The organism is Magnetospirillum molischianum DSM 120, assembly GCF_000294655.1.
GTDB classification, from domain to species: Bacteria; Pseudomonadota; Alphaproteobacteria; order Rhodospirillales; family Magnetospirillaceae; genus Phaeospirillum; species Phaeospirillum molischianum.
In genome coordinates this window covers 73,280-88,370 of the sequence record NZ_CAHP01000053.1, presented here as the reverse complement: position 1 = coordinate 88,370, position 15,091 = coordinate 73,280, and the positions used below count along the sequence as shown (strand labels likewise).

Sequence of the window (15,091 nt, the reverse complement as noted above, 5' to 3'; positions counted from 1 at the left end):
GGCTGTGCCCTTGGCGGGAGTGGGCTGAGCCCACCCCTTTCTTTTAGGTTAAAACAACGTGGTTTGACGCTTGTCTCCGCCCCCTTTCTTACGCGGACGGGGAGATTGCGGCGGCGCAGGCGGTGGTTCCCCTCCGGCAATGACAGCGATGCGACCATCGGCGAATTCAACCGACAAAGCATCCCCAGCAGCAATTACGGCAACGGACAGAACCGGCTGGCCCTCGGCATCGCGAACCATCGCATAGCCACGTTCCAGAACCTTACGATAGGAATAACTGTCGAGCAGCTTTCCGGCTGTCTCGACTTTGAGGGCGCGGTCGGCAAGCAGCCGCTTCATCGCCTCGTCGAGTCGACGGCCGCCCTGTTCGAGACGCAGACCACCTTTCTCCAGCCCGGCCAATTCGGCAACCCGAACGCTTTTCCATGCATGGTCGAGCCGGGTAGACAGCACGGCGAGACGATGACGTTCCTCGGCCAAGCGCTCGCGTGGATGACGCAACCGGGCGGCAAGGCGGTCAAGGTCGGCGGCGCGACGGGCGAGCAAATTGGGCAGGGCATTGCGCAATCGCTCGGCGCGGTCGTCAAGGCGGATCGTCCCGTCCTCGATCAGGCGGCGGGGATGAGGCAATGCCCGGAAGGTCTGGGCCAGTCGTTGCCGGGCGTCCTCCAGCCTGCGCTGGGTCGCTCCCACCATCCGCCCGTTGAGCTCGGCCACTGCGGCCACCAGTTCGGCACGCACCGGCACAGCCTTTTCAGCGGCAGCGGTGGGCGTGGGCGCGCGCAAGCTGGCGGCGAAGTCGATCAGGGTCGTATCCGTCTCGTGTCCGACCGCAGAAATCAGGGGAATGGTGGAGGCTGCGGCGGCACGCACCACCTCTTCCTCATTGAAAGCCATCAGGTCTTCAAGCGAGCCGCCACCACGGGCAACAATCAGCACGTCGGGGCGCGGCACCGCCCCATCCTCCGGCAAGGCGTTGAAGCCACGAATAGCGGCGGCGATCTGAGACGCCGCGCCCTCGCCCTGTACCGCCACAGGCCACAGCAGCACTCGACGGGGAAAGCGTTCGGCCAAACGGTGCAGGATATCGCGGATCACCGCTCCGGTCGGCGAGGTCACCACCCCGATCACGCGCGGCAGAAACGGGATCGGGCATTTGCGGTCACGATCGAACAGTCCTTCCGCTGCCAGACGCTTGCGGCGATCCTCCAGCAGCTTGAGCAGCGCCCCCTGCCCGGCCAGTTCCATCCGCTCGACCACCATCTGGTATTTCGAGCGGCCGGGATAGGTCGTGAGGCGTCCGGTCGCGATCACCTCCATCCCATCCTCGGGTACCAAACCCAGCCGCGCCGCCTGCCCGCGCCAGCAAACCGCATCCAGCACCGCCTCGGCATCTTTCAGGGCGAAATAGAGATGGCCGGAAGAATGGCGCTTAAAGCCGGAAATCTCGCCCCTCACCCGAACGAAGGCAAAAGTCTCCTCGACGGTGCGGCGCAAGGTGCCGGCAATCTCGCTGACAGTATATTCCGGCACGTTACCGGCGGAACGGGGCTCGACGGGGGAAGCTGTCTCGGTCATTCCCCCAGTTTGACCGAAGCATCGTCCACGCGCAAATCCCTCGGCTCCGACCAAGGGCAAGGCCGATACGCCATAGGGCCTGCCTCCCCCGACCGCATGAAAGTTGCGGTTGGGAAACAGGCATGCCAAAGTCTGAAAAGTTCGACACCGACTAGCTAAAGCCTTGTGGGGGAACCAGTCCATGGACGTGATCGACACCGACATCGCCATCGTCGGCGCCGGAGGCGCGGGTCTTCGGGCCGCGATCGAAGTAGCGGAACAGGACCCGTCTCTGAAGATCGCGCTGATCTCCAAGGTCTTTCCCATGCGCAGCCACACCGTGGCCGCCGAAGGTGGTGCCGCCGGAGTGGCAAAGCCCAACGACAGCTTCGACCTTCATTTCAATGACACCGTTAGCGGTGGTGACTGGTTATGTGATCAGGACGCGGTTGACCTGTTCGTCCGGACCGCGCCCGAGGAACTGACCCGGATGGAGCATTGGGGCTGTCCGTGGAGCCGCGAGGCCAATGGCCAGGTTGCGGTGCGTCCGTTTGGTGGAATGAAGACCGAACGGACGTGGTATGCCGCCGACAAAACCGGCTTCCACATGCTGCACACCCTGTTTCAAACGTCGCTAAAATATCCGTCGATCACCCGTTTCGACGAATTTTATTCGACCGAATTGCTGATCGAAGAAAAACGCTGTATCGGACTCGTCGCCATCGAATTGCGCAGCGGAAAATTGGTGGCGTTCCGGGCTAAGGCCGTAATCCTTGCTACCGGCGGGGCCGGGCGTGTCTTCCCCTTCACCACCAACGGCGCGATCAAAACCGGCGACGGCATGGCGATGGCCTATCGCGCCGGAGTGCCGTTGAAGGACATGGAGTTCGTCCAGTATCACCCGACAGGCCTGCCCGGCACAGGAATCTTGATCACCGAGGGCGCGCGCGGCGAAGGCGGATTGCTGACGAACAGCGACGGCTATCGCTATCTCCAGGATTACGGGCTGGGGCCGCCCGATCCCTGGCCCCGGAACAAAGCGATGGAACTTGGCCCGCGTGACCGTCTGAGCCAAGCCTTCTGGCACGAGCAGCAAAAGGGCCGCACCGTCAAGACACCATTCGGCGATGCGGTAAATCTCGACATTCGCCATCTCGGTGAAAAGAAGATCGACGAGCGCCTGCCGATGGTGCGCGAACTGGCAATCAGTTATGTCGGCGTTGACCCGGTGACCGCACCGATTCCGGTACGGCCGGTCGTCCATTACACGATGGGCGGCATTGACACCGACATCGATGCGGCAACTCCGCTACCCGGCCTGTTCGCCGCCGGAGAATGCGCCTGCGTCTCGATCAACGGTGCCAATCGGTTGGGGTCGAACTCGCTGGCTGAAATTTTGGTGTTCGGTGCCCGCGCTGGCCGCAGCGCGATCGCGTTCGCCAAGACCGTGCCGCCAGGATCTGATCGCGCCACCAAAGCAAAAGCCGAAGCGGCCCAGGCAAAAATCCGGGCGTTGTTCCTCAACGACGGCACAGAATCCGCTCCAGCCTTGCGCAGGGCGATGAACGAAACAATGGAAAGCGGTGTCGGTATTTTCCGTAGCGAGGAATCGTTGCGGCAAAGCTGTGCCGTGCTGGCGGACCTGCGCACCCGCTTCAACCAAGTTCGGCTGGAGGACCGCAGCAACGTCTTCAACACCGATCTGGTCCAGGTGCTTGAGCTTGGCGCGATGCTCGACGTCGCTCAGACGATGGCCGAGGCTGCGCTAAACCGCACCGAATCGCGCGGATCGCACCAGCGGCTGGACTATCCAAAACGCGATGACGAGGCTTTCCTGACCCATAGCATCTCCAGCTATTCCGGTGGCGACCGCCCGGCGATCGGGGCGCGCAACGTGGTGATCACCCGCTCGCGGCCCGGCGAGCGCATCTATGGCGGAGGCGGGTCATGAGCGAGACCATCACGATCCGGGTGTTGCGCTACGACCCGGACAAGGATGCCGAACCGCGCTTTGATGATTTCATCGTTCCCTATCGGGACGAATGGGTCGTTCTCGACGTGCTGGCCTACATCAAGGAAGCGCTGGACCCCAGCCTCGCCTATCGCGGTTCCTGCCACATGGCTGTCTGCGGATCGTGTGGGATGATGGTCAACCGACAGCCCAAGCTGGCCTGCCACTGCTTCATCCGCGACTATCGCGGACAACTGGTAACCGTTGAACCGCTTGATCATTTCCCGATCGAACGCGATCTGATCGTCGATCAGGATGGCTTCATCGAAAAGCTGTCCAGCCTTTATCCCTATCTGGTCACCGAGCACGACAAGCCCTTGAGCGAAGGGACAAATCTCCAGACTCCAGCCCAGTTGGCAGCATTCCGGCCCTTCACTCAATGCATCAACTGCCTGCTGTGCTACGCGGCCTGTCCTCAGGTCGCACTGAACGAAGGCTTCACCGGACCGGCGGCGTTGGCGATCGCCCACCGCTATAACCGCGATTCCCGCGATTCAGGCGAGGAACTGCGCTCGGAAATCACCGACAGCCATCACGGCGTGTGGGATTGCACGTTCGTCGGGGCCTGCTCCGAGGTCTGCCCGAAGAATGTCGATCCCGCCGCCGCGATCCAGCAAACTAAGATTTCCGCTTCGTTCCGTTGGTTGAAAGCGCGCTTGCTGCCGGGAGGCACGTCATGACCCGTCGCCCCTACGTCCGTCCGCTTCACCCCCACTGGTGGCTGCGCGACCGCCGCCAGTTCCTCTACATCCTGCGCGAGAGCACCAGCGTCTTTGTTGGTCTCTACTCGGCAATCCTGATGAACGGGCTGATCCGTCTGTCCCAGGGGCGCGAGGCGTGGCAGAGCTATCTGGATGCGTTATCCAGCCCGCTGGGCGTTACGGTGCAATTGATCTGCCTGGCCTTTGCTGCGTTCCACGCCGTCACCTGGTTTGGCGTGACACCCAAGGCGATGCCGCCGATCCTGATCAAGGGCGAACCGATCCCGGCTTGCACAATTATCCGCGGCCATTTCATCTTGTGGGCAATACTGTCGCTGGCCGTTCTGATCGTGCTGGGGGGATAAACGCCATGACCAAATCGAACGAACCCTTCGTCTGGATGCCCTTTGGCGCGGGTGGCATGGTTGCCGCACTGGTTACCCCGGCGCTGATCCTCGCCACGGGAGTGCTGTTGCCGCTTGGGGTACTGGATTTGTCCTACGATCACATCCACTCCCTCGCCAGTGGCTGGCTGGGTAAGCTGATCATCCTGACCCTGGTCGCCCTGCCCGCTTGGCATGCCGCCCACCGCATCCAAGCCACCGCCCACGACCTTGGGTGGGGCGGCGGCTTGGGGCTGAAGCGGGTGTGCTATGGCACTGCCACCTTCATCGCAGTTGTGGCTCTGATCGCTCTGCTGCGACTTTAACGCCGTGATGCCGCCGGTGTGGGGGCGGCATCGGCTGCCCGCCCCCGCCGGAAAATCCCCTTTCCCACACAAGGACGCTCTCCGTGAGGTTCAGGTTGTTCACTATCAGGGACAACGGCATGCGCGGCGACACCACGCCCTGCTATTCCTGGGATGTGGTTGATATCGACACAAAAGCGGTGATCGCGGTATCCGATATCGAAAGCGAGATTGCCCAGGTTTCACCTGAAATCTGCCGCGACCTTCTGGACGGGCAATGGGCAGCCACCGGCGAGTTCCGCCGCTTTCGCCCCCACCCCGAAGCCGCCGAACATGTCGCCTTCGTCATCCACGAATTGACCCGTCCACCATCGTTCACCGTGGCAACGCGAGACGGGGCACTCCCCTCTGCATAAGAATCTTCGCTCGTATGGGCCTAAATCGATTCTTTTGCTTGATGGTAATATTTTCTAACATAACATAATACAACCTTTCGGTGACGTTCGGGGGATTTTAAATGCGAATCGGCGACCAATCTTTCCAATCCAAGCTGTTCATAATCATCAGCATGTCGGGATTGACTGTCGTTTTACTGCTGGGGCTTAGTCTCGGAATCCTCAACACCGCCGTCCTCAAAGAACGTCAATTCGCCGTACAAAGCTCGGTCGATGTCGCCCATTCCGTACTCACGCATTATGCCGAGTTGGAAAAAGAGGGAAAGCTACCCCACGACGACGCTGTTCGATTTGCCCTCGATACCATCCGCGACCTACGCTACGGCGATGGTGAATATTTCTTCGTCAGCGACCTTAGCGGCGTCATGATGATGCACCCCATAAAAAAAGAATTAGAAGGGAAGAACCTAACCAATATCCAAGACAAAAAAGGGAGATACTTTTACCGAGAGTTTTTCGAACAAACGGGAAAGAGCGGATACGTAAATTATTACTGGCCCAAGCCAGGATATGAAGAATCGGTAGAGAAACTAAGCTATGTAAAGTCATTCACCCCCTGGAATATGATCATTCTATCCGGGGTTTATATGGATGACGTCAAGGCAAGATTCCAGGACTATGCTGGTATATTAATCATGACCGGGGCGGCCGGCATCACCGTGATTGTCATCGCCGCAATTTTGTTCCGCCGCCACATGGTGTCACCACTAACGGACGTTACCCATGCCATTAACCGCTTATTGGCTGGTGATGCCGAGGTAACCCTCGCCGCCAGCGACCGCCGTGATGAGGTTGGCGTATTAACCAAGGCGGTAACCCGGTTCAGCGAGAATCTGCGACAGATGAAATCTCTGGAGGCTAGCGCTGCGGCGGAGCAACGCAAAGCCGAAGCCACTCAACGAGAGATCCTCAATAAACTTGCGATGCAAATCGAAGAGGAGATCAAGGGAGTTGCTCAAGCGGTCGCAACCTCCGCCGAAGACATGCACGAGGCTGCAAACGGTCTGGTAACGCTATCCTGTTCGACCTCGGAGCAGACCGGGCAGATTTCGCTGGCTTCCGACCGGGCCACCGCCAGCGTCCAGACTGTGGCGTCGGCGGCCGAGGAACTGGCGGCATCTATCCGTGAAATCGGTTCTCAGGCAGCGACCTCAACCCGTGTTGCCAGTTCTGCCGTAGACGAAGCAAGCAAGACGGGCGAGCAAATTCGCTCTCTCGCCGATTCCGTCGAACAGATTTCTCAGATCATCAATCTTATCACCGACATCGCATCGCAGACTAACCTGCTGGCCTTGAACGCGACGATCGAGGCCGCGCGGGCGGGGGAAGCTGGCAAAGGATTCGCCGTCGTTGCCGGTGAGGTCAAGACGCTGGCCAACCAGACCGCCAAGGCAACGGAGTCGATCATCTCTCAAGTACAATCCGTTCAGTCGGCAACATCGGGGGCTGTCGAAGCCATCCGCTCGATCACGACCCGAATCAGCGAGATCAATGGAATATCGGCCGCTATTGCCGCCGCAGTCGAGGAACAGGGAGCCGCTACCCGCGAAATCGCCGCCAGCGTCCACCATGCTGCCCGCGATACAGAATCCGTTCTAACCATCACCAATTCGGTTAGCGAGGCCACCAACAAGGTCGGAGCGTCGGCGAGCGAAATATCGAGTGCGTCGGAAACCCTGGCACGCCAAGCATCGCTACTCGATCAAAAAATCAGCGACTTCCGAGCCCGATTGGTATCGTAACCCTGGTTACGGCTACTCCGCACCATGGACACGTCGCTGGTGGATGTACAGTCACCAATAGAACGACCGATAAAGAACAAGGAACGATCATCGCGGCCCGGTCTGGGGAGAGCGTTTCCCCCTCACGCCAACGGCAACTTCGCCAAAAGGAATAAGGGTAAGGATGGGGAAGCCTGCTCCAAGGCAGACCGGATTGGCGAAAAATTGAGGGATCAGAGGCCCTTCGCATCGCCATACCTTCACTTTTCCACAGCAAATCTGTGCGTCGTCGATGGTTCTGCAAAATTCTTAAAACGAAGTATTGACGAGTAGAAGGAGTTTCCGCTAGAAACACCTCTCCAGCCACGGTGGTTAGCAACCACCTTCTGCGGAGGGGTGGGTGAGTGGCTGAAACCAACGGTTTGCTAAACCGTCCTAGGGTGTCAAACCTTAGCGCGGGTTCGAATCCCGCCCCCTCCGCCATCTTCTCTTAAGTCCTTGGTTTACCGCCAAGTCCCTGGGAGATAATCCGAATTTCTTCTCGTTGCTCCAACCGACTGTTACAGTGGGGCATAGAGAAGATGACCGGACATACCCGCCTTTATCGTCGTGGTGCCGTCTACTGGCATCGTGCCGCCGTGCCTGTTGATATCGCGGCCACCTATCCCAAGACGGAAGAAACCTTCTCGCTCCGCACCAGGGACTATCAGCAGGCGCTGAAGTTGGTCCGGGTCGAGGCCGTGCGGGTTGACACCCTGTTTGATGACCATCGGCGCAAGCTGGCCGTGCAGGGGTAATCCCCCCATTTTTAGCGGGGGTTGGACATAGAATTCATGCGGCCAATTTCAGTTTCTGGGCGGGTGTGATGCCGCCGATGCCCATATTGGGGCGGTCGTTGTTGTAGGTCCAGAGCCATTCTGTCGCGTGATCCTGCACCTCCGCGATGGTTTCAAAGAGGATTTGCCCCAGCCATTCATGCCGGACCGTCCGGTTGTAACGCTCGACATAGGCGTTCTGCTGCGGCTTGCCGGGCTGGGGATGTGTTGGAGGCCGATGCCGTGCGTCTCGGCCCATTTCATCAGCGTACCGCTGATATATTCGGGACCATTGTCGACCCGAATAGCGCCCGGTTTGCCGCGCCATTCGATGATCTGGTTCAGCACCCGCACGACCCGTTCGGCGGGCAGAGAGAAATCGACTTCGATGCCGAGTCCCTCCCGGTTGAAGTCGTCGAGCACGTTGAGCAGCCGGAAAGCCCGGCCGTCCTCCAGACGATCTGCCATGAAGTCCATCGACCAGACCTGGTTGGGGGCGTCTGGCACCGTCAGTTCGTCGGGCTTGTCGCGTTTGAGCCGCTTCCGGGGTTTGATCCGCAGGTTCAGTTCCAACGCGCGATAGATCCGATAGACCCGTTTGTGGTTCCAGCCATGACCCTGGATATTGCGCAGATACAGGAAGCAGAGGCCGAACCCCCAGGTCTTTCTGGCCTGGGTGAGCCCAATCAGAAGGTCGGCGATCTGCTCTTTCTCGTCGGAGAGCCTCGGGCTGTAGCGATAGCACGTCTCGCTGAGCCCGAACGTCCGGCACGCCAACGAAATACTGATCCCTCGTCGCGCCACCGCTGTCTCGGCCATCTCCCGGCGCTGGGATGGCCGGGTCATTTTTTTCCGAGAGCCTCACGCAGGATCCCCATGATCTGGGCGTCCGTGAACCGACTCTTCTTCATCCGAATCTCCTCGTTCGCAAAACCGAGAAAATTCTACGTCCTAATCCCCTTATTTCCAGGGGGGATTACCCCTCGACCTGTGCCGTGGAAACGCTTTCGCATGCAAACTTATAGGTGTATAAAATTTACGCAAAATAGTCTATTTGTTATCTCCTGGCATCGCGCCACTAAATTTTCAGCCTACCCGCACGCGCAGCCTATTTAAAAACTTATACCTCACAGTACATAACGATAGGCATGGGCTGATAGACACCAGACCCTGGAGATGCGTGATATGCGGATGGATGATCTTAAAATCGGCACCAAGATCGTTCTGGTGATTGGCGTCATGGCGGTCATCGTAATCGGTGCGGGCAGTTTTGCTGCTTTCGAGATGAAGATCATCGACGATTCCTATAGCGATGTGATCAACCGAGTGAATACGTCAGCGACATTGATCGCTCGCACAAATCGCATTTTCACAAGGTATGGCCGCAACGCCTATTCACTGGCATTGGAAAGTACCGAGGACGGCAACGCACGGTTGATGGCGGATGTCATCGACAGCCAAAATTCCGTCAACACCCTGATCACGAGCATCCGCCAGAAAGTTCCCGAATACCGCACCGAGATCGATGCGGTAGACCTGAAGGTACAAGCCGCTTTCAGCGCCTGCACCGCCCCCATAAAATATGCTGGCTCGGTCACGACACCGGAAGATATCGTCAAGGCTGGACTCCGATTAAAGAAAGAGTGTGACCAGCCATTCGAAGAGGCATCCGCTTTATTGGTTCATCAGACCGACAGCTTGATTGAACATGCGAAAAGAACAGCAAAAAATCTCCACGAAGAGACCCATACAACAATCTATATAACCCTTGGCGGGATCACGACGGGACTGATCCTTGGAACTCTTTTTGGATTGTGGATTTCCCGCAACGCCATCGTCATGCCACTGGATCGTCTGGGCCGGACGATGAAGAGTCTGGCTGACGGAGATCTTTCCGCCACGATTGACGGTTCCGACCGAAAAGATGAAGTCGGCGACATGGCCCGGACAGTCGAAGTGTTTAAGACCAACGCCATTGATCGTCGTCGGCTGGAAGAGCGTGAAAAAACGGCGATCGTCACCAGAGAAAAGCGCACCCGCCAAGTCGAAAACCTGACCCGGAGCTTCGAGGACGCTGTCGCCAATATGCTGGACGGGATAAGCAACGCCACCGGCCAGCTTGAATCCACGGCTTCGGCAATGAACACGAATGCGGAACAGACCTCTCGCCAGGCTTCGCATGTCGGAGAATCGACCAGCCGTGCATCGTCCAACGTGCAGGCGGTTGCTTCGGCGGCAGAGGAACTTTCGGTCTCGATCAGCGAGATCAGCCGTCAGGTGGTCCAATCCAGCCAGACGGCGCGAACCGCTGCCGAAGAAGCACAATCGACCGACAGCATTGTCAGAGGGTTAGCGGAAAATTCGAACAAAATTGGCGAAGTGGTCAATTTGATCACCGACATCGCCAGCCAGACCAATCTTCTGGCTCTTAACGCCACCATCGAAGCGGCACGGGCGGGAGAAGCCGGAAAAGGGTTCGCCGTGGTCGCCAACGAGGTCAAACACCTCGCCAACCAGACGGCACGGGCAACCGAGGAAATCTCCAACCAAATCGGCTCGGTCCAAAGCGCCACAACCCTGGCTGTGAAAGCCATTGGCGGCATCGTCAGTCGGATCAACGAGATCAATCATATCGCAGACGCCATTGCCGCAGCCGTCGAGGAACAATCGGCCGCGACCCGTGAAATCGCCCGCAATGTTCAGGAAGCGGCTCACAGTACCGAAGATGTCGTGAGGAATATCGTTGATGTCACCAATGCAGCTTCTGAAACAGGTACGGCTGCTAACCAATTTTTAACAGCATCACACAATTTGACGAATCAGACCTCGACATTGGATGGAGAGGTTAAAAAATTCTTGAAGGGTGTCCGTTCGGCATAAAACCGATCGCACCTGGACTTATACCGACGACGACCGCAAGTCATGACTTGCGGTCGCAGGATTTCAGCTTCCAGTATGGATGCGCCCGCCCGGCGAGGGGCACAGTCAATTCATCAGCAGGTTGGCATGAGACAAGTTGAGCCACAGCCCCGCTTCTCATCCAGCATAAGCCGCACATCAATAAGATTGAGAAATATCTACAAATAAATTCACAATAATACATTATCATAAAATCAATTAATCGGAGGACGATAAACCTCAACTTATGTTGATAATGCGCGATCTCAACCGTTACAGCCTGTTACCAAAATCATCACTATCCCGTTACCGAACTGGATTATTGATCTTGGCTATCCCCCGAATTGAGGAGGGTAACTAATGAGAGATACCTTGCGAAAATGTTGGAATACCGGCCTGAGACGGTCTCTACGAATCAGAGAAAAGATAACCGTCGAAGTCCTATTATTGTCCACGACCACGTTTTACGGCGTCATTTGCCTGTTCGGCATCCTCGCCCTTCGGCGTGGATAAATACTTTGTTCCGCTGATCAATTCCCGGTCACCGCCCCATGCACTGGGCAGTGTCTCCCCCCAGAGCTTCGCTCGCACGGGTTCGCTGGGCCTCAATGGCCCAGCCAGATCATTAACGTCGCGTGATCTATCAAGATGAACCGGGGACCATGACCAACGCTCCCTTCCACAGATAAGAAGGGGGCGACAGTCAAAGGAATCGGCCACCCCGCGTCACCGATACTTTGCCTCGATTCAGCTCATACCGCCCCCCCCCTGACATCGGCGATTTGAATGGCACGACCGATCAGAAACGACGTTGACGGCATCGGAAAATCGGAGGAACGTCCAAAAGACGTATTGAAACGCATTATCATTCGCAATATTAATTGCGATCACCCCCGCCGGGAAAGGGGGCGCAAACGTTAGAAACAAGGCATCGACATCATGGTAAAGGCTGCGACCTTTCATCCTTTGGCCCTGGCTGGCCTCGGATTCGCCCTGATCACGGCGGGCGGAACGGCACAAGCCCAGACCCCTGCTCCCGCCGACACAGGCCCGCTTCCCCACGACTTGTCGCCGTGGGGGATGTTCTCCCACGCCGACCCAGTCGTGCAGACGGTGATGATCGGTCTGGCTCTGGCCTCGGTCGCGACCTGGACAGTCTGGCTGGCCAAGACGATTGAACTCTACCGAGCGCGGCAACGGGTCCGCACGTTGCTGAACGGACTAGACGGGACACGTTCTCTGTCCGAGGCAATTCGTCTTGCCGAGGGCCGTTCCGGGCCGGAAGCATTCCTGATTCGCGCCGCGATGGCCGAGGCTAAATTGTCGGCAGGAATGCCCGGCGAAGGACTGAAAGAGCGGGTTGCTGCCAAGCTGGAACGGGTCGAGGCCGCAGCCGGACGACGCATGACGATGGGCACCGGAATCTTGGCGACCATTGGATCGGTTGCCCCCTTTGTCGGCTTGTTCGGCACGGTGTGGGGTATCATGAACAGCTTCGTCGGCATCAGCAAATCACAGACGACAAATCTGGCCGTCGTGGCTCCCGGCATCGCCGAAGCATTGCTTGCCACAGCGCTGGGGCTGGTTGCGGCGATTCCTGCGGTGGTGATCTATAACGCGTTCGCGCGCTCGGTCTCTGGCTACAAGGCATTGCTAGGCGACGCCGCGGCCGAAGTGCTGCGGTTGGTCAGCCGGGATATGGATCGCCGGGCACTCCCCTTGCGCGAGGCGGCGGAGTAATGGCGGGAAAGCACCAATCCGGCAACGATCTCGGCGAAATGCACGAGATCAACGTCACTCCCTTCATCGACGTCATGCTGGTTCTACTGATTATCTTCATGGTCGCGGCACCGCTGGCGACAGTGGACGTCAAGGTTGACCTGCCGAGTTCGACCGCCGAACCGGCCCCAAAGCCGGACAAGCCGCTGACCCTGACGATCAAGGCCGATGGCACCCTCGCCGTTGGAAATGACACGATACCGAAGGATGATCTGCCCCGCGCCCTGGATGCCGCCACGAATGGCGACAAGGAAAAGCGGGTGTTCCTGCGTGCCGACAAGACCATTGATTACGGCTCATTGATGGAGGTGATGGATACACTGCGTGGATCGGGTTATTTGAAAATCGCCCTGGTCGGATTGGAAGGTCGGTCATGACGGGAACGGCACGGGCCGAGTCCCTGGACAATGACGGCATCCGGTTATGGGGATTTTCTGGCGGGCTGGTTCTGATGCTGCATGCCAGCCTGCTGATCGCCACCACCGTCTCATGGAAGACAACGCCCCCACCTGTGCCGCCGTCTGCACCAATGGTAATCGACCTGGCTCCACTGCCTGCCCCCACGCCCGCCGCCCCCCCCAAGCCAGTGGTGACCCCGCCACCGAAGCCGGTCGAGCGCAAGGTGGTCGAACCGATTAAACGCCCGCCTCCGTTGGCACCCAAGGCCGAGGTCGCGCTGCCCAAACAGGTAACACCACCCGTCCCAACGGAAGCCCCCCCCTCTGAACCGACGCCGCCGGTCGTTACCCCGACCCCACCAGCGGTTCCAGCTAAGCCATCGGCAGCCGCAATCGACGCCCGCAAATCCTGGCAGGGAACTTTGTTGGCCCATCTGGAGCGCCATAAGCGCTATCCCCGCTCCGCCCAGACCCGGCGGCATGAAGGCGTCGTTACCGTCCGCTTTGTGATGAACCGCCAGGGTGTCATCGTTTCATCCAGGCTGGAACAAAGTGGCGGCTCCACCATACTGGACGACGAAGGTCTGGCCCTGCTGGAACGGGCGCAGCCACTTCCCTCCCCGCCCCCCGAGGTCAAGGGCGACACCATCGAACTGGTGGTACCGGTCGAGTTCTTCCTGAGGTAATACCTTGTCGTCCGTGAACAACGCTGCCACTGCCGCACGATGCAGCCTGCGGTTTTTCAGAGCAGCGAACACCTGTGACTTCTTGACGGGGCCATCCTGGATTTCGGAATAATGGATCGACGTATGCTGACCTGAATACCGAATCCTGACATTTTCAAACGGACTCTTAACGGTAAGTTCCTGCAACGAATGACTGGCCAACTCGCCCAACGAAGCAATGAATTGGCCAGCCGGTATGCGCGGCTGATTTCACTCCAAGAGAGTGAAACGCCAAGAACAGACCCACTCTTCGGGATGGGGGTCAGGAGGACAGGCGATACAGTCGCAGACGATGCGCTTATCGATAGTGTGAGCGAAGGTGGTATATTCCACTACGCCTCCCGACTTGCAGGGATAATCCGTGAGGCCCTTCCTCTGCCGGGCCGTCTGTACTCGGCATTTCAGCATTCGCATCACCAGCGCACCATCATCTTCGAAGACAATCTCTTGCTCGTTGATGCTGGCATAGAGGCGGTGGCGCAGGGCCTCGGCGAGTGCGGGAAGGCCACCATTTTCCTCCAGCCCGCCCAATGTCTTGATGCGGGTGGCTTCAAGGGGAGAGAACACGGACCAGCAGGAATCGTTGACAACTTTGGCGGGGGCAAGGCCCTCACGCTTTTCAACGGACTGAAACCACACGCCATCGACGGCCAGCCAATTGACGGCCATCGCTCGGAGAAGCGCCTGGGCTGCATCGGAATCGAGGTGAACCAGTGGAGCCGGTAAACCATCCTCAACCGCAATGCCCAGGGTGGTACAGAGACGATCGATAATGATCGCTGTGGCTTTGTCGCCAGCCTCGCGTTCCATTTCCAGGGCACGATCAATGCCGAATTGCTCGACCGACTGGGAAAACCAAAGACCATAATGAACGATGGTGCGCCGCACCGCGTCGATTACCGCTTCGGCAAGGTGCCGATCCGGGGAACTCATAACCATTTCTCCTTACACTGTGATGCCTGTTTGTCCCTGTTTGGGTATCTGAGGGTACCCGTCCTTGGGCTTCGAACCCAATGAACTATAATGGTTGTATCTTTCTGAGATTGTCACGCAGTTCGGCTTGCCAAAGGAGGCAAGCCGAACTGCCGCTTGGGCGGAGCGACGGTTCCCAGAAGCGGCACAGTCATGGAGATGTCGGCGATATTCCCCAGCGTCAGCGCGAAGGAGACTAGTCGGTCGCAATCATCGGCAAAACCAATATATTAGACCACCAAAATCGGATAATCTGATCATTCATGAATGACTCTGCGAGATTGTCATCAAAGTGCCGATCGAAAAATCGTTCACCGCTAGAACCCAGCCATCCGACCAACTGCTTACCACCTGGATCACTTCAGGCGACA

At 58.2% G+C, this 15,091-nt stretch carries 13 protein-coding genes, 1 tRNA gene and 1 pseudogene; 12 read left to right on the top strand and 3 right to left on the bottom strand.

Annotated features, from left to right (window positions below; translation table 11 throughout):
- Nucleotides 1-48: 48 nt before the first annotated feature.
- A complete protein-coding gene (gene xseA, locus PHAMO_RS16705; protein ID WP_081504547.1) occupies nucleotides 49-1,578 on the bottom strand; it encodes an exodeoxyribonuclease VII large subunit in 1,530 nt (509 codons plus the stop codon).
- Nucleotides 1,579-1,759: 181 nt separating this feature from the next.
- On the opposite strand from xseA, the gene frdA reads away from it, so the two are divergent.
- The 8 genes from frdA (at nucleotide 1,760) to PHAMO_RS16665 (ending at nucleotide 7,930) form a co-directional block, all read left to right on the top strand.
- Nucleotides 1,760-3,508 carry a fumarate reductase (quinol) flavoprotein subunit gene (gene frdA, locus PHAMO_RS16700; RefSeq protein ID WP_002731075.1) on the top strand — a complete coding sequence of 583 codons (1,749 nt, stop codon included), beginning with the start codon at nucleotides 1,760-1,762 and terminating at the stop codon, nucleotides 3,506-3,508.
- Entirely contained in the window at nucleotides 3,505-4,248 is a 744-nt protein-coding gene (locus tag PHAMO_RS16695; RefSeq protein WP_002731074.1) for a succinate dehydrogenase/fumarate reductase iron-sulfur subunit, read from the top strand. The genes frdA and PHAMO_RS16695 overlap by 4 nt, the downstream gene beginning before the upstream one ends.
- Entirely contained in the window at nucleotides 4,245-4,634 is a 390-nt protein-coding gene (locus PHAMO_RS16690; protein WP_002731073.1) for a fumarate reductase subunit C, read from the top strand. Before PHAMO_RS16695 ends, PHAMO_RS16690 begins: the two co-directional genes overlap by 4 nt.
- A 5-nt stretch (nucleotides 4,635-4,639) precedes the next feature.
- On the top strand, nucleotides 4,640-4,978 hold the full coding sequence (frdD, locus tag PHAMO_RS16685; RefSeq protein WP_002731069.1) for a fumarate reductase subunit FrdD: 339 nt from the start codon (nucleotides 4,640-4,642) through the stop codon (nucleotides 4,976-4,978).
- Between the two features lie 119 nt (nucleotides 4,979-5,097).
- Nucleotides 5,098-5,373, top strand: a complete 276-nt coding sequence (locus PHAMO_RS16680) for a hypothetical protein (protein ID WP_040567726.1) — start codon at nucleotides 5,098-5,100, stop codon at nucleotides 5,371-5,373.
- Between the two features lie 101 nt (nucleotides 5,374-5,474).
- The gene (locus tag PHAMO_RS16675) at nucleotides 5,475-7,154 is read left to right on the top strand and encodes a methyl-accepting chemotaxis protein (protein WP_040567724.1); all 1,680 of its coding nucleotides are present in this window, start codon (nucleotides 5,475-5,477) and stop codon (nucleotides 7,152-7,154) included.
- A gap of 369 nt (nucleotides 7,155-7,523) precedes the next feature.
- A tRNA-Ser gene (locus PHAMO_RS16670) sits at nucleotides 7,524-7,616 on the top strand.
- A 98-nt stretch (nucleotides 7,617-7,714) separates the two neighbouring features.
- Complete coding sequence (locus PHAMO_RS16665; RefSeq protein ID WP_002731062.1) at nucleotides 7,715-7,930, top strand: DUF6538 domain-containing protein; 216 nt, start codon at nucleotides 7,715-7,717, stop codon at nucleotides 7,928-7,930.
- 34 nt (nucleotides 7,931-7,964) lie between these two features.
- Here PHAMO_RS16665 and PHAMO_RS16660 read toward each other — a convergent pair.
- Nucleotides 7,965-8,817: pseudogene (locus PHAMO_RS16660) on the bottom strand (IS3 family transposase); the annotation flags it as partial.
- A 307-nt stretch (nucleotides 8,818-9,124) separates the two neighbouring features.
- Between PHAMO_RS16660 and PHAMO_RS16655 the strand changes: the two are divergent.
- The 4 genes from PHAMO_RS16655 (at nucleotide 9,125) to PHAMO_RS16640 (ending at nucleotide 13,709) form a co-directional block, all read left to right on the top strand.
- A complete protein-coding gene (locus tag PHAMO_RS16655) occupies nucleotides 9,125-10,828 on the top strand; it encodes a methyl-accepting chemotaxis protein (RefSeq protein ID WP_081504546.1) in 1,704 nt (567 codons plus the stop codon).
- A gap of 957 nt (nucleotides 10,829-11,785) precedes the next feature.
- The gene (gene exbB, locus PHAMO_RS16650; protein ID WP_002731056.1) at nucleotides 11,786-12,586 is read left to right on the top strand and encodes a tonB-system energizer ExbB; all 801 of its coding nucleotides are present in this window, start codon (nucleotides 11,786-11,788) and stop codon (nucleotides 12,584-12,586) included.
- Nucleotides 12,586-13,002 (top strand): TonB system transport protein ExbD, encoded by a 417-nt coding sequence (gene exbD, locus PHAMO_RS16645; RefSeq protein WP_002731054.1) that lies wholly within the window; start codon nucleotides 12,586-12,588, stop codon nucleotides 13,000-13,002. Before exbB ends, exbD begins: the two co-directional genes overlap by 1 nt.
- Nucleotides 12,999-13,709 (top strand): energy transducer TonB family protein, encoded by a 711-nt coding sequence (locus PHAMO_RS16640; protein WP_002731052.1) that lies wholly within the window; start codon nucleotides 12,999-13,001, stop codon nucleotides 13,707-13,709. Before exbD ends, PHAMO_RS16640 begins: the two co-directional genes overlap by 4 nt.
- Nucleotides 13,710-13,958: 249 nt before the next feature.
- Here the strand turns inward: PHAMO_RS16640 and PHAMO_RS16635 are convergent, their stop codons facing one another.
- Nucleotides 13,959-14,681: a DUF6125 family protein gene (locus tag PHAMO_RS16635; protein WP_002731051.1), complete on the bottom strand. Its 723-nt coding sequence runs from the start codon at nucleotides 14,679-14,681 to the stop codon at nucleotides 13,959-13,961.
- Nucleotides 14,682-15,091 lie beyond the last annotated feature (410 nt).